This is a genomic window from Sporosarcina sp. FSL K6-6792 (genome assembly GCF_038004885.1).
Taxonomy (GTDB): domain Bacteria; phylum Bacillota; class Bacilli; order Bacillales_A; family Planococcaceae; genus Sporosarcina; species Sporosarcina psychrophila.
Window position 1 is genome coordinate 1,291,518 of the sequence record NZ_JBBOSA010000001.1, and the last position, 19,348, is coordinate 1,310,865.

General features: G+C 42.6%; 18 protein-coding genes and 1 riboswitch. Of the genes, 1 reads left to right on the plus strand and 17 read right to left on the minus strand.

What is annotated here, in order from left to right; genetic code table 11:
- Positions 1–18: 18 nt before the first annotated feature.
- From racE to MKZ26_RS06210, 7 genes are all read right to left on the minus strand, one after another.
- Complete coding sequence (gene racE, locus MKZ26_RS06180; RefSeq protein ID WP_067207871.1) at positions 19–813, minus strand: glutamate racemase; 795 nt, start codon at positions 811–813, stop codon at positions 19–21.
- A gap of 9 nt (positions 814–822) precedes the next feature.
- Positions 823–1,278, minus strand: coding sequence for a MarR family winged helix-turn-helix transcriptional regulator (locus MKZ26_RS06185; protein WP_067207869.1), 456 nt, complete (start codon positions 1,276–1,278; stop codon positions 823–825).
- 204 nt (positions 1,279–1,482) lie between these two features.
- A complete protein-coding gene (locus tag MKZ26_RS06190; protein WP_067207867.1) occupies positions 1,483–1,707 on the minus strand; it encodes a helix-turn-helix domain-containing protein in 225 nt (74 codons plus the stop codon).
- Between the two features lie 72 nt (positions 1,708–1,779).
- The gene (locus MKZ26_RS06195) at positions 1,780–2,223 is read right to left on the minus strand and encodes an acyl-CoA thioesterase (RefSeq protein ID WP_067207864.1); all 444 of its coding nucleotides are present in this window, start codon (positions 2,221–2,223) and stop codon (positions 1,780–1,782) included.
- A 138-nt stretch (positions 2,224–2,361) separates the two neighbouring features.
- Complete coding sequence (sdhB, locus tag MKZ26_RS06200) at positions 2,362–3,168, minus strand: succinate dehydrogenase iron-sulfur subunit (RefSeq protein WP_338652857.1); 807 nt, start codon at positions 3,166–3,168, stop codon at positions 2,362–2,364.
- Positions 3,169–3,173: 5 nt separating this feature from the next.
- On the minus strand, positions 3,174–4,928 hold the full coding sequence (sdhA, locus tag MKZ26_RS06205) for a succinate dehydrogenase flavoprotein subunit (protein WP_340765147.1): 1,755 nt from the start codon (positions 4,926–4,928) through the stop codon (positions 3,174–3,176).
- Between the two features lie 120 nt (positions 4,929–5,048).
- On the minus strand, positions 5,049–5,657 hold the full coding sequence (locus MKZ26_RS06210) for a succinate dehydrogenase cytochrome b558 subunit (RefSeq protein WP_187047345.1): 609 nt from the start codon (positions 5,655–5,657) through the stop codon (positions 5,049–5,051).
- Between the two features lie 237 nt (positions 5,658–5,894).
- On the opposite strand from MKZ26_RS06210, the gene MKZ26_RS06215 reads away from it, so the two are divergent.
- Positions 5,895–6,311: a DUF2507 domain-containing protein gene (locus MKZ26_RS06215; RefSeq protein ID WP_340765149.1), complete on the plus strand. Its 417-nt coding sequence runs from the start codon at positions 5,895–5,897 to the stop codon at positions 6,309–6,311.
- A 511-nt stretch (positions 6,312–6,822) separates the two neighbouring features.
- Here the strand turns inward: MKZ26_RS06215 and MKZ26_RS06220 are convergent.
- From MKZ26_RS06220 to MKZ26_RS06265, 10 genes are all read right to left on the minus strand, one after another.
- The gene (locus MKZ26_RS06220) at positions 6,823–8,040 is read right to left on the minus strand and encodes an aspartate kinase (protein ID WP_340765151.1); all 1,218 of its coding nucleotides are present in this window, start codon (positions 8,038–8,040) and stop codon (positions 6,823–6,825) included.
- Between the two features lie 90 nt (positions 8,041–8,130).
- Positions 8,131–8,310, minus strand: a riboswitch (Lysine riboswitch).
- Positions 8,311–8,358: 48 nt separating this feature from the next.
- Positions 8,359–10,152: an excinuclease ABC subunit UvrC gene (gene uvrC, locus MKZ26_RS06225; RefSeq protein WP_340765154.1), complete on the minus strand. Its 1,794-nt coding sequence runs from the start codon at positions 10,150–10,152 to the stop codon at positions 8,359–8,361.
- Positions 10,153–10,298: 146 nt separating this feature from the next.
- Positions 10,299–10,613, minus strand: coding sequence for a thioredoxin (trxA, locus tag MKZ26_RS06230; RefSeq protein WP_067207845.1), 315 nt, complete (start codon positions 10,611–10,613; stop codon positions 10,299–10,301).
- 125 nt (positions 10,614–10,738) lie between these two features.
- Positions 10,739–11,713 carry an electron transfer flavoprotein subunit alpha/FixB family protein gene (locus MKZ26_RS06235; protein WP_187047342.1) on the minus strand — a complete coding sequence of 325 codons (975 nt, stop codon included), beginning with the start codon at positions 11,711–11,713 and terminating at the stop codon, positions 10,739–10,741.
- Between the two features lie 32 nt (positions 11,714–11,745).
- Entirely contained in the window at positions 11,746–12,519 is a 774-nt protein-coding gene (locus MKZ26_RS06240) for an electron transfer flavoprotein subunit beta/FixA family protein (protein ID WP_067207839.1), read from the minus strand.
- Between the two features lie 25 nt (positions 12,520–12,544).
- Positions 12,545–13,318, minus strand: a complete 774-nt coding sequence (locus MKZ26_RS06245; RefSeq protein WP_067213902.1) for an enoyl-CoA hydratase — start codon at positions 13,316–13,318, stop codon at positions 12,545–12,547.
- Between the two features lie 175 nt (positions 13,319–13,493).
- On the minus strand, positions 13,494–14,075 hold the full coding sequence (locus MKZ26_RS06250) for a TetR/AcrR family transcriptional regulator (protein WP_340765156.1): 582 nt from the start codon (positions 14,073–14,075) through the stop codon (positions 13,494–13,496).
- Between the two features lie 91 nt (positions 14,076–14,166).
- Positions 14,167–15,864 carry an AMP-binding protein gene (locus MKZ26_RS06255; protein WP_340765158.1) on the minus strand — a complete coding sequence of 566 codons (1,698 nt, stop codon included), beginning with the start codon at positions 15,862–15,864 and terminating at the stop codon, positions 14,167–14,169.
- Between the two features lie 228 nt (positions 15,865–16,092).
- Positions 16,093–16,506: a DUF350 domain-containing protein gene (locus MKZ26_RS06260; protein ID WP_067207831.1), complete on the minus strand. Its 414-nt coding sequence runs from the start codon at positions 16,504–16,506 to the stop codon at positions 16,093–16,095.
- Positions 16,507–16,990: 484 nt separating this feature from the next.
- A complete protein-coding gene (locus MKZ26_RS06265) occupies positions 16,991–19,300 on the minus strand; it encodes an endonuclease MutS2 (protein WP_438298620.1) in 2,310 nt (769 codons plus the stop codon).
- Between the last annotated feature and the right edge of the window lie 48 nt (positions 19,301–19,348).

A 19,348-nucleotide genomic window follows, 5' to 3' on the forward strand; every position in this document is an offset into this window, starting at 1 on the left:
CTGGACATTCCGGGTTTCTTACAATTCAATATAGCTTACATTAGGCTTTTCAATCGACAACCAGTCTTCAACAATGCCTTGAAAAGTTTCTGACTCCCCTGTTGTATAAAAAACAGGTGCCACTACGCTGTCAGCAATGCGCTCAATACCTTTAGAAAGTAGAATACGTTCAACATCACACACTGTTTCTACCGCGGATGAAATAATTTTTACATTATTCGGAAGGGAGGTTGTAATATGTTGCTGCAATAATGGATAATGTGTACACCCCAATATCGCCGCATCAAAATCTTTCCCCTCAAGTTCACGGAGTGTACGGTCAACAATGATGCCTGCATTATCTGACTTATACTGACCACTTTCGACAATTGGAACAAATTCAGGACACGCAAGTGAGTAAACCATCGCATTCGGTGAAAGAACATGGATTGCATCATTATAAGCGCCACTTTTAATCGTTCCAGCAGTCCCAAGCACAGCAATTTTTCCCGCCACGGACGCATTAACTGCAGCCCGTGCACCTGGCACGATAACGCCGATGACAGGAAATGAAAATCGTGCTCGGATATCATCGAGTGCAACAGCCGTAGCCGTATTGCAAGCAATGACAAGCATTTTTATACCCATTTCGGAAAGTGCTGATGCCATCTCCATAGTAAACTCCCGGACTTCGTCAATCGGCCGGGGCCCATATGGACAACGAGCATCATCCCCTATATAGACAATGGGTTCATGTGGTAGTCGATTGAGCATCTCTTTAACCACGGTTAGCCCGCCGACGCCCGAATCAATTACTCCAATTGGTGCTTCCACTAAAATCCCTCAATCCTTTTTCATCTCTTGATGTAGTTTACTCAGCAAATCTGAGAAGTCCTTCACTTGTTGTTCATCGAAGTCTACTAACACCGAATTCAAATAATGACGGCGTTTATCAATTACTTCTTCGATTACCCGTTCACCTTCGCTAAGAAGATGAATTCGGACAACACGGCGATCTTGATCATTGCGGACACGCTTCACAAGCGAGTTCTTTTCCATCCGATCGACCAAATCAGTCGTAGTACTGAATGCGAGGAACATCTTGTTCGACAAATCCCCAATCGTCATATCTCCATGTTCAAATAGCCACTGTAAAGCAACGAATTGAGGTGGAGTGATTGTATAATTACTAAGAATTCTACGGCCTTGTTGTTTGATGATTGCTGCAACATACCGTAATTCTTTCTCCATATGTGCAACTTCATCTGTATATTGAATTTTTGGTGGGTTATTTTCCATCAACTGAACCAGCTCCCTGAAAACAAATACTGTCTACCTATTGTCCCCCTTTTTTGCGCTTATGGCAATACCTAATAAATTGATGGTAAAAAACGTTAAAAAAAAGCTGTTTGAGAGCTGCATAATGCAGATCAAACAGCTACTGTTACAAGTCATCATTCACCTACACTCGGCTATGATCACCCTTCATCATTAACACCTGCTTCAACGCAATTGTAACTCTCCCAACCGTAACAATTCGATTACCGCTTGTGCTCTGCCGGAAACACCTAGCTTTTGAATTGTGTTCGAAATATGGTTGCGAACAGTCTTTTCGCTGATTCCGAGCCGCCCCGCAATATCTTTTGTCGTTTGATCTTCAACGAGCAGATTAAAAATTTCTCGCTCTCTTGCCGTAAGCAAAGAACGGTTTTTAGAGTCCTCTATCAAGACGCGCCCTCCTATCCACTTTCACTTTAAAATATGTGAAGAGGCGGCGAGCTGTGCCGGCTACATGGTGATTTAGTTAACAAAAAGTATTTTCTCCTCTTCAGACCACGCAACACCTTTGCCCGTCTGTCTTCCAATCTGAACCATCGTACCTCGTCCTGTGAAGACGATATCATCTTTACTGTTCTTCGCCATATAGTGAATATCAACAGAACTGTTACCAACTGCGGCAGCTTTAACGAATATTTCCAACTTTTCATCAAAAAAGACTTGCTTCAAAAAATCACATTGCAAATCAGCAACGACCGGAAAATTTTCACCCTTTGGATCAAGCCAATTATTCATAAGTCTAATCTCTTTTAAAAACTCAATCCTCGCATGCTCAAAATAAATAAATGGGACCGTGTTGTTCAAATGACCATACATGTCCGTCTCAGAAAAACGAACGGATATAGGTACAGAAAACTTGAATTCCGATTCCCATGTCGACAACTCTTTTATGTACACTGCTTTCACTCACCAAACATCTCCTCTTCTAAAATGAATACTCATTCATCTATTCTATCAAATACCCCCTAATAAATGAAGGTGCTAAACAAAAATAGAAAAAAGCCCCGCCAAGGCATAATGCCGTAGCGAGGCTAGGGACTGAAATCAGTCCACCATATGGTCACTTCCGAAGAAGTTTTTGAACATTTGTACGTTCGTTGCACGGTTCATTGCTGCAATCGAAGTAGTCAAAGGAATTCCTTTTGGACATGCAACTACACAGTTTTGTGAGTTACCACATTCGCCAATTCCACCGTCTGTCATAATCGTAGCCAGACGTTCGTCTTTGTTCATTGCACCAGTTGGATGCGAGTTGAACAGCCGTACTTGTGATAGCAGTGCAGGTCCCATGAAGTTCGTATTGTCGTTAACGTTCGGGCATGCTTCAAGACATACACCGCACGTCATACATTTTGAAAGTTCATATGCCCATTGGCGTTTACGCTCAGGCATACGAGGTCCTTCACCAAGGTCATATGTGCCGTCAATCGGAACCCATGCCTTAATTTTTTTCAACGAATCAAACATGAATTCTCTGTCAACAATCAAGTCGCGAACGACCGGGAATGTCTTCATTGGTTCAAGTTTAATCGGCTGAGTAAACTGATCTACAAGTGCCGTACAAGATTGGCGTGGACGTCCGTTGATAACCATTGAACATGCCCCACAAACCTCTTCCAAACAGCTCATTTCCCAGTTAACTGGTGTTGTTTGCTTACCTTCTGCGTTGACCGGGTTACGACGAATTTCCATTAAAGCAGAAATGACGTTCATATTCGGTCTATATTCTAATTCAAAACTTTCCCAATAAGGTTGTGATTCAGCAGTATCCTGACGTCGAATTTCAAAACGAACCGTTTTCTGTGACGTCTGCTGTTCACGTTCTTGTACTGCCGTATTGTTCTCGCTCATTTAGGTCAATCTCCTTTCTTCGCGGAGTAATCGCGTGTACGTGGTGGAATCAAGGAAACATCTACTTCTTCATAATGGAAGATTGGTGCAGAATGTCCATCGAATTTCGCCATCGTCGTTTTCAAGAAGTTCTCATCATCACGATTCGGGAAGTCCGGTTTGTAATGGGCTCCACGGCTTTCATTACGGTTAAGTGCACCAAGAGTGATAACACGAGCCAAGTATAGCATGTTTTTCAGTTGGCGCGTAAATGTTGCACCTTGGTTAGACCATAGTTGTGTATCCGTAATGTTGATGTTTTCATAACGCTCAAGAAGCTCAACGATTTTATCGTCTGTCGCTTGTAGTCTGTCATTGTAACGAACTACTGTTACGTTATCAGTCATCCACTCGCCGAGTTCTTTATGAAGAACATAAGCGTTTTCAGTACCGTTCATTTTAAGCGTATCATCCCACTTCTGCTGCTCTTCTTTCACTGCTGCGTCGAAGATTGTAGAAGGAAGGTCCACTACAGAACGTTTCAAACCTTTCATGTAATGAATAGCGTTCGGTCCTGCGACCATACCGCCGTAAATTGCTGAAAGGAGTGAGTTTGCGCCAAGACGGTTTGCACCGTGCTGTGAATAATCACATTCACCCGCCGCGAATAGACCTGGAATACTTGTTTGCTGATTATAGTCAACCCATAGTCCGCCCATTGAATAGTGAACAGCCGGGAAGATTTTCATCGGTAATTTACGTGGATCGTCGCCTGTGAATTTCTCATAGATTTCGATGATTCCACCAAGCTTAATATCAAGCTCTTTTGGATCCTTATGGGAAAGGTCCAGATACACCATGTTTTCACCGTTGATACCAAGTTTTTGGTTAACACAAACGTCAAATATTTCACGTGTTGCGATATCACGCGGTACTAGGTTACCGTAATCCGGATACTTTTCTTCAAGGAAGTACCAAGGCTTGCCGTCTTTATAAGTCCAGACACGTCCACCCTCACCACGTGCCGATTCACTCATAAGACGCAGTTTATCGTCTCCTGGAATTGCTGTTGGGTGAATTTGTATGAATTCACCATTCGCGTAGTGTGCACCTTGCTGATAAACGATAGAAGCTGCAGAACCTGTATTGATGACAGAGTTTGTCGTTTTCCCGAAAATGATTCCAGGTCCACCTGTTGCCATAATGACTGCATCACCTTTAAAGGCTTGAATCTCCATCGTTTTCATGTTTTGCGCTTTAATACCGCGACAAACGCCTTCTTCATCAAGAACAACACCAAGGAATTCCCAGTGTTCGTATTTCGTAACAAGTCCAGCAACTTCATGGCTTCGAACTTGCTCGTCTAATGCGTAAAGGAGCTGCTGTCCTGTCGTCGCACCAGCGAAAGCTGTACGGTGATGCATTGTACCTCCGAAACGTCGGAAATCCAACAATCCTTCTGGCGTACGGTTGAACATAACGCCCATCCGGTCTAATAGACTGATGATTCCTGGTGCTGCATCCGTCATTGCCTTAACTGGTGGTTGATTCGCAAGGAAGTCTCCGCCGTATACAGAGTCATCGAAATGAATGTCAGGTGAGTCGCCTTCCCCTTTTGTATTTACTGCACCATTAATGCCGCCTTGTGCACATACAGAGTGGGAACGTTTAACCGGAACAATTGAGAACAAGTCAACCGGCGTACCTTCTTCAGCGGCTTTGATAGTTGCCATCAGGCCGGCTAGTCCACCGCCGACGACAATCAATCTGCTTTTTGCCATTATTGTTTCACTCCTCAAATTATAGGTGATCTCGTAGTCATTTAGTTAAGTTGTTATTCAATTACGCCTCGGCGTAATTGCGTCCAGATTTGAATCAGCAGGGATTTCTGCTGATTCAAATTAAACAAATGCAAGTAGTGCTTGTATACCGATTACAGAAAGCACTAGGAATATTGCCATTGAGATATACGTAACGATGGTTTGTGAACGTGGAGATTGTGTAATTCCCCAGCTTACTAGGAATGACCAAACGCCGTTCGCCAAGTGGAATGTAGCTGCAAGGACACCTGCAATGTAGAACGCAAGCATGAATGGACTCGATAAGATGTCAGCCATCATATCGTAGTCCACATCAGCTCCCAATGCTTTTTGAACTCTTGTTTGGAAGATGTGCCATGCGATGAACACGACTAGGAATACTCCTGTAATTCGTTGTAGCATAAACATCCAGTTTCGGAAAGTCCCGTAACGCTTTACGTTATTTTTTGCTGTGAAAGCTATGTACACACCATAGAACGCATGGAACATAAGTGGGATGTAGATGATGAACCATTCAAGAAACAGTACGAACGGTAAGTTACCCATGAAATTGGATGCAGTGTTGAATGCCTCTGGGCCGCGTGTGGCAAAATGGTTAATCACTAAGTGTTGGGCAACAAAAAGCCCCACTGGAATGATTCCGAGCAGTGAATGAAGACGACGCAAATAAAAATCTGATTCTCTCGACAAGTCTTTTACCCTCCTTTATTAACTGAGTCCTTCAGTGCGCCTCTGTCATCATTTCGACATGAAGCGACCGTTGACGACGTACCTCTTCGTGGTACAATATTATGACATAACCATTGTACTCCTCAGTTTTGAAGAGGTCAAGACGATGTGGGCTTTTCGACACGCCCGAATTTAATATATTATTATTCTCTTGGATTCACTAACGCTATCATTTAACCGAAAGGGTTGAATATTCGATTGGAAAATACTACATATGATTCACCAACCCGTTTTGGCTATGAAATTTTACGAGATCACGTGTTGCCAAGTATCCTCGGGAAACATGAAGATGAAATCCTCTATTGGACCGGAAAAGAAGTAGCTCGAAAATTCCCGATTTTTGGTGTTGATGAACTTCCTGAGTTCTTTCAAGAAGCCGGATGGGGGCCCCTTCATCTCGAAAAGACGTTGAAAGACGAGGCTTTTTATTCTTTAAAAAATGATTTCGCTACAAATGCCCAAAACAGATCTTGCCAACTTGAAGCCGGTTTCATTGCACAACAGTACCAGAAATTTAGTGGATTGCTCACTGAGTGCTACGGAGAATTTAACGCAAAGGATGGTCTCATCCATTTCCAAGTCAAATGGGACTTAAAAACGAAAGTTGAGGCATGAAAAAGAAGATGCATCCTTTAAATCGGGCGCATCTTCTTTTTCATACAACTAATCTATATATGTTGAACTATTGATTCTATATGATCTCCAGCGAAGGCATCTCCATGCGCCGTTCGTTGTTCAGAGATTTCTTTATGTCAACATATATAACTAAAAATAACCAGTAAATTACTGCTTATTTTCATGATGAAACACCCTATGTACAGTTTCCGTTGGGTTGCACCTCTCGCAGTTTTCTCGTTAATCGTATAAGGGGCTTTTGGGAACGAATCCATAACCACTTTCCAAAATCCATAATAGAGCAGCCAAATATAGGATTTTGGCTGCTGGATCCATCTATATAGCATTTCCTTTTTGATTTTAAGGAAGTGTCACTTTCTATATGGAAGTGCACTGTAACTTGTATAGTCTTAGCTAAAATTTGCAAAGAAGGCTTTATTAAAAGTGATAGAGTATCCTTTTTCTTCAGGCACTTGCAATAAAATGGTTAACCAATAGACAAAAAAATATTTCAGTCGTTGTCTAACCCGAATTGTTTATGAAGCGCCGCCACCGCTATTTCCATATCGGATTCTGGAATGACTACGGATACCTTGATTTCAGACGTACTAACCATTTTCACAGGAACTGATGCACTACGGAGTATCTCAAACATTTGTGCAGCGACTCCTGGGTTGGATACCATTCCACTTCCAACGATCGAAACTTTCGCAAGACCCACTTCAAAGTCGGCTCTGTTGTAACCAAGAGCTTCTTTTTCCGTCTCTAAAACATTAATAGCTTCTGCAAAATCCTCTTTCTTAATGGAAAATGACACAGACGGCTGTACGCCTTCCATAATTGTCTGGACGATAATATCGACGTTAACATGGTGATCCGCAAGTGCAGTGAATATATTCGCAAGCGAGCCATTGTATGGAACGTCATACATAACTGTAATCCGAATGATATCTCTTTCAAAGGCGATGCCCCGAACAATTAAATTGTTTTCCAAATCAATTTCCTCCTTGATAATCGTTCCTTCACCTTCCATATGTGCAGGTCTGACCCGAAGCGGCATTTGATGGTTCTTGGCAAACTCAACCGCTCTTGGGTGAAGTACTCCTGCACCTAAATTCGCGATTTCAAGCATTTCATCATATGATATTTCCTCAAGCTTCTTCGCTTGTCCAATTAATCTTGGATCTGTCGTAAATACCCCTTCAACATCTGTGTAAATATCACAGATAGCTGCATCTATTGCAATCGCAATCGCCACAGCACTTGTATCAGATCCCCCGCGACCAAGTGTTGTCAACTCACCTGAGCTGTCAGCACCTTGAAAGCCGGTAATCACTGCAACAGCACCCGATTCAAGCGTCGATACAACCTTATCTGCATGGACTTGCTCGATTCGCGCATTGCCGTGAACTGACTCTGTCGTTACACCCGCTTGCCACCCTGTATATGAGCGAGCTTCCAAACCTTGTGCCGCAATTGCCATCGCTAAAAGGGATGCTGTTACTTGCTCACCTGTCGCAAGTAGCATATCAAGTTCGCGGCGGCCCGCTTTCGGATTAACTTCCACGGCGAGCTTTAGAAGTTCATCCGTTGTTTTCCCCATTGCAGATACGATAACCGCAACTTGATTCCCCCGACTTACCTCACCTTGTACAAGCTTTGCAGCGCGTGCAATCCTCTCGGGGTTCGCAACTGAAGTGCCACCAAATTTCATTACAATTCGTTCCATGATTTTCCCTCCAATTTCCGCCTGAACGCAAAAACGGCCCTCATAAGTATGAGAGCCGGTCCGATTGGAGCGCTCGCCGAAGAGCCGCCCCGTTCAGATAGCTCTCCAGGTATTTTTATACCTGACAGACTTCCATTTATTCAATGGAAATCCAGCAGGACAATCGTGACAGCCGATTGGTCCGCTTCGGCGAATACTCCTTTCAATCCCGTTCATCAGGCTGCCGCCTTCCGGAGATTTACTATTGGTATCCGCACCTCTATCTTCACTACATATGCAATTTTTAGTGAAAAAACTCAGTGCGTTCACTCTATCACATTACTTCTCTTCTCGCAATGCCTCTTCACGGAAATACGTTTCCACTGATTCTGCAACCACCTTCGGCAAGCCCGCTTGTTGCAGCTCTTCAACGGATGCTTCACGAATCTTTTTCATAGACTCAAAGTGTTTGAGTAATAATGTTTTTCGTTTCGGTCCGACGCCTGGTAATCCATCGAGCGCTGATGTCAATGAATTCGTTTCGCGCCGTTGCCTGTGGAACGTAATTGCAAACCTGTGCACTTCGTCTTGAATTCTCTGCAACAAGTAAAATGCTTCACTCGTTCTCTTTAGCGGGATCATTTCAATCGGATTGCCATAGAGAAGTTGCGCCGTCTGGTGTTTATCGTCCTTCGCAAGTCCAGCAATTGGAATCGACAAGTTCAACTCATCTTCAATGATTTCCCTGGCCGCTTCCATATGACCTTTACCACCATCTATAACGATTAGGTCAGGTAATGGCAAATCATCCTTTAGCACACGGATATAACGCCGCCTTACAACCTCACGCATCGCCGCGTAGTCATCGTGTGCAGCTGCAGTCTTCGTCTTATACTTTCGGTAGTCTTTACGGTTCGGTTTCCCATCAAGGAATGACACCATTGCAGAGACGGCATCCGAACCGTACATATGTGAATTATCAAATGCCTCAATACGGTACGGTATGGTGATATTCATCGCCTTGCCAAGTTCTTCACATGCGCCAATTGTACGAAGTTCTTGTCGTTCAATAAGTTGGAACTTTTCTTTCAATGATATCTCGGCATTCTTGATGGCTAGATGGACGAGATCTTTCTTTTTACCGCGCTGCGGAATGAAGACATTGACATCTAGAAGTTGACGGACGATTTCACTATCCATTCCCTGAGGCAACAAGATTTCTTTCGGGATTAAATGTTTGGACTTACCGTAAAACTGTCCGATGAACGTTAGCAGTTCTTCTTCCGGTTCTTGATAAACCGGGAATAGCGATACATCCCGTTCAATTAGCTTTCCCTGCCGGACGAAAAAGACTTGAACACACATCCATCCATTGTCCACAGCAAATCCGAAGACATCACGATCAGTGAAATCACTCATCGTCATCGCCTGTTTTTCCATAATCGCTTCAATATTAACAATCTGATCGCGGTATTCTTTCGCGCGCTCAAACTCCAAATTCTCCGCAGCTGCAGCCATTTTTTCCGTCAATTCTTTTTTCACACTTTTATAACCGCCATTCAAAAAGCGGGTAATGTCATCAACCATTTCCTTGTACGTTTCCAATTCCACTTCATTGACACAAGGGGCGAGGCACTGGCCAAGATGGTAATACAAACAGACCCGATCAGGCATCGTATGACATTTTCGATAAGGATAGAGCCGGTCAAGCAACTTTTTCGTTTCACCGGCGGCAAAAGCATGAGGATACGGACCGAAGTATTTCCCTTTGTCTTTTTTCACTTGTCTCGTAATGATTAGTTTCGGATGACGCTCTGCCGTTAATTTTAAGTAGGGATAGGTCTTATCATCTTTTAACATGATATTATATTTCGGATCATACTGTTTGATAAGGTTCAACTCGAGGACAAGCGCTTCCAGATTGGTTGAAGTGACAATATATTCAAAGTCTATGATTTCTCCCACAAGTCGCTGTGTTTTAGCATCATGGCTACCCGTAAAATAACTACGAACTCGATTTTTCAACACTTTCGCTTTTCCCACATAAATGATTGTCCCTTGCCTATCTTTCATCAAATAACAGCCTGGCAACTCCGGTAATATGGCCAACTTTTCTGCGATTAACTCATTCATCTAATTCACCTACCAAAAAACCGGGTGCCAATGAAGGACCCGGTTATTCTATCAAATACATCTCGGCTATTTGCGACTGCCGCTTCGCTTTCATCGCAAAAAATAATTCGCCCAGATTTTGAACTTCTGCTAAATTAAGTTACTAATTAAGCGTGTTTTGCAATCAATTCAGCAAGTGCTTCTTTTGGTTTAAAGCCGACAACTTTGTCAACAATTTCTCCATCTTTGAAAAGAACCAAAGTAGGGATTGACATGATACCGTATTTACCAGCTGTTTCCTGGTTGTCATCAACGTCAACTTTAACAATGTTTGCTTTACCTTCGATTTCGCCGTTTAGTTCTTCAAGAACTGGAGCGATCATTTTACAAGGTCCACACCAAGGTGCCCAAAAGTCAACAAGGACAAGTCCTTCTTTAATGTTTTCGTCAAAATTCTGATCAGTCGCGTGAATAATAGCCATAATAAATTTTCCTCCTCTTAATAGATAACCTATGTCTGTATTATAGCATGCAGCTATATGACGGGCTAAATATATGCTTAGTTATTGAAAGAAGCTCCCCACTGTTGAGGGAGCTTCACTTTAAATTAGTTTGTCTTAATTTTTTTAATTTCTTCAATCATCATCGGAATAACCTCGAATAGGTCACCAACAATTCCATAGTCTGCTACTTTGAAAATATTCGCTTCTGAATCTTTATTGATTGCCACGATTACTTTCGAGTTAGACATTCCCGCCATATGTTGGATCGCCCCCGAAATACCTGCAGCAATGTACAAGTCCGGTGTAACAACTTTACCAGTTTGACCGATTTGTAGAGAATAGTCACAGTAATCCGCGTCACATGCTCCGCGAGATGCACCGATTGCTCCACCTAAAAGTGTCGCAAGTTCTTGCAATGGTTCGAAGCCTTCCGCACTTTTCACGCCACGGCCCCCAGCAACAACAACTTTCGCTTCTGAAAGATCGACACCCTCTGTCGATTTACGAATAACTTCTGAAATGATTGTACGAAGATTGGTAACATCAACAGATAGTGCAGCTACGTCGCCTGTTCTGCCTGCGTCGTGCTCTAAAGGCGCAATGTTATTCGGACGTACTGTGATGAATAGAAGTCCGTCTTTGTTCTTCACTTTTTCAAATGCTTTACCAGAGAAGATTGGACGGATGAATACCGCAGCATCGCCCTCGCCTTCAATAGTAGTTACATCAGAGATTAAACCTGATGCTAGTTTACTAGCAATCTTAGGTGACAAATCTTTCCCTAAAGCTGTGTGACCGAACACAATAGCTTCCGGTTTCTCTTGTTCGTAAACTGCCATAAACGCTTGGCTGAATGCGTCAGAAGTATATAGTTTCAAATGTGGATGTTCCACAGTAACGACACGGTCAGCTCCGTAATGAATCATTTCTTCTGCAAGTGACTGAACAGCATCGCCGAGCAATACCCCGACAACCTCTCCGCCTCCCGAAATCTTTTTAGCAGCTGCAATCGCTTCGAATGAAACGTTACGCAAAGCTCCTTCTCGTGCTTCCCCAAGTACTACTACTTTTTTAGACATTTATAGTCCCTCCATTACAATTAAAAGTCTGATTAGATTACTTTAGCTTCATTTTTAAGCAGATTTACAAGTTCATTCACTTGATCAGAAATATCGCCTTCAAGAATACGTCCAGCAGCTTTTTGCGGCGGAAGGTAAATTTCGATTGTTTGTGTTTTCGCTTCTACGTCATCTTCTTCTAGGTCAAGATCATCTAGTTCAAGCTTTTCAAGCGGCTTTTTCTTCGCTTTCATAATACCTGGAAGTGACGGGTAGCGTGGTTCGTTAAGACCTTGCTGAGCAGTCACTAGTAATGGCAGTGACGTTTCAATTGTTTCAGAATCCCCTTCAACATCACGAATGATTTTGACGGATGTACCGTTGATTTCAAGGTTCGTAATTGTCGTTACGTAGTTAATGCCTAGAAGTTCAGCCACACGTGGACCCACTTGTCCAGAACCGCCATCAATTGCAACGTTTCCTGCAAGAATCAAATCTACTTCTTTATCTTTCAAATACTCAGCAATAATTTTAGCAGATGTGAATTCATCCATTTCATCAAGGTCATCTTCAGTATCGATTAGAACCGCTTTGTCTGCACCCATTGCAAGCGCTGTGCGAAGTTGTTTTTCCGCGTCTTCTCCACCGATTGTAATGACAGTTACTTCGCCGTCATTTGCGTCACGTACCTGGATAGCTTCTTCAATTGCATATTCATCATAAGGATTGATGATGAACTCCGCACCATCCTCAGAAATTTTACCGTTAGAAACCGTGATCTTTTCCTCTGTATCAAATGTCCGTTTTACTAGTACATAAATATTCATATTGCTGGCCTCCCTAACTTTTTAATTATTTCCCTTTAAATACAGGTACACGTTTTTCAAGGAATGCTTGAATTCCTTCTTTTGCATCCTCAGAGACGAAAACTTCACCGAATGAATCAGCTTCTGCCTTCACGCCTTCATAATAAGAAGGATGCTTCGTAAATTGCAGCATCTCTAGTGCAGCTTTCACTGCGACAGGGCCCTTCTTAGCAATCTTCTTAGCAAGCTCCATTGTTTTAGGTAGGAGTTCTTCATCTGTATAAGCATGATTGGCAAGTCCTAGACGGGCTGCTTCTATCCCACTGATTGGATCACTCGTTAATAACATCTCCGCTGCTTTCGGCATGCCGACGTAACGCGGAAGACGCTGTGACCCAGCAAAACCGGGGATTAGACCCAATTGCAATTCCGGCAAGCCCAGTTTCGCATTTTCAGTTACAATCCGCATGTGACAGGCCATCGCTAGTTCAAGCCCACCACCCAGTGCCGCGCCATGAATAGCCGCAATAACCGGTTTAGAGAAACGTTCAAGCCGTTCAAAAACTTCTTGTCCGCTTGCGGAAAGTTTTGAAAATTCTTCACCTGAAGTGACAGATGTAAATTCTTTAATATCTGCTCCAGCCGAGAAAAACTTGCCTTCTCCGTGAAACACGATGACTCGTACAGAATCGTCGTTCTCCACTTGATCAAGTAATGCATTCACTTCCAGTATGAGTGCGCGTGAAAGCGCATTCGCGGGTGGCCTGTTAATTGTCGCAACAGCTACCCCATCATCAATTGCTACTGTTAGAAACTCCATTTCATCCCCACTTTCCATCAATTACGCCTCGGCCTAATTGCGTCCAAATTTTGGATTGTGCCTACTGGATGCAGGTATGCAACCTTTGCCGCAACACGCGGCGAACTTTGGTTGCCTTCCCGAACCCCCTTCAAAATTTGTGACATCCGCCCGAGGCTGCTTAATTTGATTCAAGTTAAGCTTTCATTCCATTCATAATCAGCCTATGTACTTCGGGTGATAGTTTCATTAAATCATATTTTTGATCATTCATCACCCATGAAGTGATTGTTTCGTCAATTGTGCCAAATACCATTTGTCTAGCAAGTCGGATATCAAGGCCTTCGTCAAGCGCCCCGTTCACGATTCCCTCTTTCAAAATTACATCTAGGAGCGTTAAATATTCTTTTAGTACTTCGTTAATTCGGAGACGTAATTCTTTATTCGATTGACGAAGTTCTAGTTGCGTAACTATTGCCAAGTGACGGTCTTCATGCAGAATGCGAAAATGACTGTCAATCAGTCTGAATAGTTTTTCAGATGTATCAATATCCTGTTTCAATATAACTTCGACGTTATTTACGAAAATCGCCATTTTTTCTCTAAAAACAGATATCAGGATATCTTCTTTATTTTTGAAGTAAAGATAGATTGTCCCGTCAGCAACCCCCGCTTCTTTTGCTATCTTCGAAACTTGGGCTTGATGGTATCCATTCTCAGCAATGACAATGACTGCCGCATCTACTATTTGCTTATATTTTGGTCTATCTCGTTTCATATCTATATATCACCACCAAAAAGAAAATATGAATGATGATTCATTCATATTTTCATATTAGTTGTTAACGTCTGCTATGTCAAGCATTTCATCACAGTGGAAGTAATTCCTTTTCAGCTTTCTTTTTTTCTTCATCAATCAAAGCACGGCGTAAAATTTTCCCGACAGCTGTTTTCGGCAATTCTGTACGGAATTCATAAAGTCGCGGTACTTTAAACGATGCTAAATTCTCTCGGCAATACTTATCAAGCTTTTCTTCCGTTACAGTAACTCCTTGTTTCAAGACAATATAGGCTTTGACAGTTTCACCCCTGTACGGATCTGGGATACCCGCGATTACACATTCCTGTATCGCTTCATGTTCATAAAGAACCTCTTCAATCTCCCGTGGATAAATATTGAAACCGCTTGCAATGATTATATCTTTTTTACGATCAACAACATAGAAATAACCCTCGTCATCCATATATCCAAGATCCCCAGTTAAAAACCAGCCATCGCGGAAAGTCTGTTCCGTATCTTCCAGTCTATTCCAATAGCCTTTCATCACTTGAGGGCCTTTTACCGCAATTTCACCAATTTCTCCATTCGCCAGCGGTTCTGATGACTCAGGACCAAGTATGCAAGAATCTGTATCCGGCCAAGGGACACCAATTGATCCTTTAGCTCGTTTGTCTGCCCAAACGAAATTTGAATGGGTAACGGGAGATGTTTCCGTAAGGCCATATCCTTCAACTAGTTTTCCACCGGTGATTTTCTCGAATTTCTCCTGCACTTCGACTGGTAATGCGGCAGAACCACTAATACATGCTTTAATTGAAGATAGATCATATTTTTTTAGATTAGGATGATTTAATAGTCCAATATAGATCGTAGGTGCGCCAGGAAATAAGGTTGGCTTCTGTTTATCGATTGCTTTCAAAGCCGTTTCAAAATCAAATTTAGGGATAAGTACCATTCTATTCCCTTGCATGACAGAAAGAATTAATACGGTTGTCATTCCATATACGTGGAAGAATGGCAAAATACCCATGACCGTTTCTTCGCCTTCTTTACACTTATACAACCATTCGCCACACATTTTAACGTTAGAAATTAGATTAGCGTGTGTCAACATGACTCCTTTTGGAGGACCCGTTGTGCCACCCGTATATTGCAGCAACGCAATATCTTCATCGTAATCAAAGTCATAACTAACCGGATCTGATTTTGCGACTTTCATAATTTCCGTGAATAGATGGTTCATTCCACGGTGCTCAACTTTCACTGTAATCCCGTGTTCTTTTTTCTGAATGAATGGATAGATGAGATTCTTAGGAAACGGTAGGTAGTCTTTTATTCCCGTTATTATTACATGCTCAAGTTTTGTGTCTTTAACGATTTTCGAAATACGCGGAAATAGAATGTCGAGTGAAATGATTGCTTTCGCTCCAGAATCAACCATTTGATAAGCCACTTCACGCTCCGTATAAAGAGGATTCGTCTGCACGACGATTGCACCCACATACAATATCCCATAGTAGGCAATTGCCCCTTGTGGACAGTTTGGAAGCATGATTGCAACCCGGTCCCCTTTGACAATTCCGATAGTTGTCAAATAGTTCGCGAACTTCAAAGCTGATTCATGAAACTCTTTAAATGAGATGTCTTTACCAAGGAAATGCATAGCCGTCTTGTTAGGATATTTCTCGCTGGATCTTGTCAAGAATTCCTGAATAGGAATATGTTCATAGTCAAGCGTCTTTGAGATTTCAGCGGGATATAAGTCCAGCCAAGGTTTCATTGTCAAATAAAAGCCTCCTTTTTCCTCTTCTTCAATTCTTTGAATATTCCTAATCTAATTATAGTAGTAATTGAGTCAGGTTTCAAATAGAATATTTTATGTCAATAAAAAAAGCCTTGACCAGAATAAACTGATCAAGGTGTATTTGCCGTCATCCAATAAATACCTACTGCGATAAATAATACGCAGACTACGAGTAATATTTTAGCTAATTTTTCCACAACTTCACAACCCTTATGAAATACTTGCTCCTATAACGAATGAAAGTCCCACTGATATCGTCAAGGATATGAAACCGACCGCACGATTATCTGCTTCGATTTCCTTATCAATATTGAATTTAGGTGTCAGGAATTCAAACAACAAATAGGCGAAAATAAGCAGGGTAAATCCAAACAAGCCCCAGCCAATCATTTGAGGTAATGAATTATGCTGTTCGATTGAGTATCGAAAAATGTTTGCTACCCCAAATATTTTACCACCTGTCGCAAGTGCCACTGCAACGTTTCCTTTTCTAATTTCTTCCCAATTCTTATATTTCGTGACGAGCTCAAAAAGCACCATTGAAACGATAAGACATAGGACTACTACACTGAAATAGCCTGCTGATTCTACTAATGGATGATTCCAAAATTCGGTTTTATTCATAGTATTAGACTCCTTTTACGTTCGGTTATTCCTTCCTATACGGATAAGCACGTAAAAGGTTTCAAAAACGGGAATATACTTTTTCACTAGTACATGAAACTTTGAGAGAATCTTATCCGCCACGTAGGTGGATATAGAGATTCCTTTCAAGTCGCTGCGGCGCTCGGGAGATGCCTTCCGCCCTTAGCGAGAGCACTGAAAAAGTACGATTTCCTTCAATCCCGTTGATTTCCGTTCCGAGCGGACGCTTTCCGCGGGCACGGCTTCAGTCAATCGAACTACGAAGGGTTCGATTTGCCGTATTTCTGTGTTCTTTGCAGAAATTAAGGCATTCTTGCCCCGTGCTCCCAACGCTAGCAAAAGCCGCTCTTCACTACTATCAACTAGTTCTTACTATAAAAAAGAACTTTTTCAGTGGCTCCCCTTTGTAAGGCGCCTTTGCTTGGTTTATACAGGTATACATTGGTTAACTTAAACAGGGGAATTATTTCAATTCGACAACAGTAACGCCGTGTCCGCCTTCACTGGCTTCACCGAATCGGTACGTTTTCACGCGGCTGTGATTTTTCAAGAATTGCTGGATACCTTGCCTTAACGCCCCTGTCCCTTTGCCATGAATAATCGACACTTGGTGATAATTTGATAGGAGCGCATCGTCCAAATATTTCTCTGTGCGGAAAATTGCATCTTCATAGCGTTCTCCCCGCAGGTCGAGTTCCATTTTAACATGTGTATCTCGTCCCGCTACTGAAGTTGATACATACTGTTTTTTCTCTTTTTCAGGTTTAACAAATTCCAGTCCTGATTGATCAAGCTTCATCTTCAAAATACCGATTTGGACAATCCATTCATGATCTGAAACTTTATCAATGAGCGTCCCTTTTTGACCATAACTGAGCACTTTCACTTCGTCACCTGTTTGAAGGGCCCTTGGCGCTGCCTTCGCTTTCACTGCCTTCTTCTTCGCTTCAGCAGGAGCAGCGCCTTCAAGACGTTTTCGAGCTTCAATCAATTCGTGTTCTTTTACGTTTGCCCCCACATTCAGGCGCATTGCACGTAAATCTGAAATGATTGCTTCCGATTCACGCTTCGCATCTTCGATGATTTTTTTGGCTTTCTCTTTTGCTTTTTCTTCCATTCGTTCTTTCTTGTTATCGAACTCCGCTAGTTTTTCTTCCAATTCACGTTTCAAACGATCCGTTTCTAGTAAGATGTCATGCGTCTCTTCTGCATCTTTTTCTGATTGCACACGGCTTGTCTCAAGCGAAAGGATCATTGAATCGACTTCACCGCGATCTGTACCCGTGAATTTTTTCGCCCTATCAATAACCCAGTCCTGCAATCCTAGTCGCTTTGAAATTTCAAACGCATTACTGCGTCCTGGAACGCCTATTAACAAACGGTACGTAGGACTAAGCGTGTCAACATCAAATTCAACACTTGCATTGGCAACGCCTGGACGGTTATAGCCATATGCTTTCAACTCTGGATAATGAGTTGTTGCCATTACTCTTGCACCACGTCCATGCACTTCATCCAGAATCGAGATGGCAAGTGCCGCCCCTTCCTGCGGATCCGTACCCGAACCGAGCTCATCGAATATAATAAGGGAACGGTCATCGTATTTCTCTAAAATATCGACGATGTTCACCATATGTGAGGAGAATGTACTAAGGCTTTGCTCAATCGATTGCTCGTCTCCAATATCAGCATAGATCGAATCGAACACTGCAACTTCAGAGCCGTCGAGTGCCGGTATAGGAAGTCCTGCCTGTGCCATTAGCGTACATAACCCTACCGTTTTTAATGTGACCGTTTTCCCGCCCGTATTAGGTCCGGTAATAACGATGGTTGTGATATCTTTACCGAATTCAATTGTATTCGCAACTGCTTCTTCCATCGACAACAAGGGATGTCGCGCTTTCGTTAGACGAATATAGCCTTTATTGTTCACTTCGGGTTTCGTGCATTTATGCGCTTTGCCAAATTTTGCTTTCGCAAGGATAACGTCAATTTCAGATAGTATAGCAACAAGGGTGAATAAATCATGTGCGACTTCCTGCACTTTCGCGGACAGATCGATAAGAATTTTCTCGATTTCTTCCTGTTCCTGCAGTTTTAATCTTCTAATTTCATTATTTGCCTGCACGACTGCATCAGGCTCGATGAAAAGCGTTTGACCAGATGACGACATATCGTGAATAACACCACGGTAATGCGAACGATACTCCGACTTTACTGGAATCACATAACGGTCATTCCGGATAGTGACAATGGCGTCGGATAACATCGTTGCAGCATTTTTCCCACGTGTATAACTTTCCAGCTTTTCACGTACGCGGCCTTCCTGCATTCGCAAACCTTGCCGAATTGTACGTAGCGATCCTGAAGCGCTGTCGACAACATGCGCATTGTCATCAATGCATGCATTGATTTCGTGTTCCAAGCCTGTCAAAATCGGAATGGCATCTTTTTTCGCAATGAAATGCGGAATTTCAATATCTTCATCTGCCACTATCGCTTCAATGAATTGACGCAGGTTCCGGCTTGCACGGATTGTGTTGGCTGTTTCCATCAATTCATAAGCACTCAGCATGCCGCCCATTTGTGCACGTTTGGCATGGGGTCTAATATCGCTAATTCCGCCCATTGGCACATTGCCACGAACGCGAAGTATCGATAACCCTTCGTCTGTTTCCTCCAGCAGTTTTACAACTTCGTCAAAATCACTGACGGGTACTAATTTCTCCATATAAGATCGACCGGCGAATGATGTGCAATGAGTTGCTGCCATATCCCGGATTTTATCGAACTCAAGTGTTTTTAAGACACGGTTTTCCAA

Coding starts and splice junctions, on each gene's coding strand:
- MKZ26_RS06185 (WP_067207869.1), bottom strand. CDS start 1,278: ATGGAAAATAACCCACCAAAAATTCAATATACAGATGAAGTTGCACAT.
- sdhB (WP_338652857.1), bottom strand. CDS start 3,168: ATGAGCGAGAACAATACGGCAGTACAAGAACGTGAACAGCAGACGTCA.
- sdhA (WP_340765147.1), bottom strand. CDS start 4,928: ATGGCAAAAAGCAGATTGATTGTCGTCGGCGGTGGACTAGCCGGCCTG.
- MKZ26_RS06220 (WP_340765151.1), bottom strand. CDS start 8,040: ATGGAACGAATTGTAATGAAATTTGGTGGCACTTCAGTTGCGAACCCC.
- uvrC (WP_340765154.1), bottom strand. CDS start 10,152: ATGAATGAGTTAATCGCAGAAAAGTTGGCCATATTACCGGAGTTGCCA.
- trxA (WP_067207845.1), bottom strand. CDS start 10,613: ATGGCTATTATTCACGCGACTGATCAGAATTTTGACGAAAACATTAAA.
- MKZ26_RS06235 (WP_187047342.1), bottom strand. CDS start 11,713: ATGTCTAAAAAAGTAGTAGTACTTGGGGAAGCACGAGAAGGAGCTTTG.
- MKZ26_RS06240 (WP_067207839.1), bottom strand. CDS start 12,519: ATGAATATTTATGTACTAGTAAAACGGACATTTGATACAGAGGAAAAG.
- MKZ26_RS06245 (WP_067213902.1), bottom strand. CDS start 13,318: ATGGAGTTTCTAACAGTAGCAATTGATGATGGGGTAGCTGTTGCGACA.
- MKZ26_RS06250 (WP_340765156.1), bottom strand. CDS start 14,075: ATGAAACGAGATAGACCAAAATATAAGCAAATAGTAGATGCGGCAGTC.
- MKZ26_RS06260 (WP_067207831.1), bottom strand. CDS start 16,506: ATGAATAAAACCGAATTTTGGAATCATCCATTAGTAGAATCAGCAGGC.
- MKZ26_RS06265 (WP_438298620.1), bottom strand. CDS start 19,300: ATGGCAGCAACTCATTGCACATCATTCGCCGGTCGATCTTATATGGAG.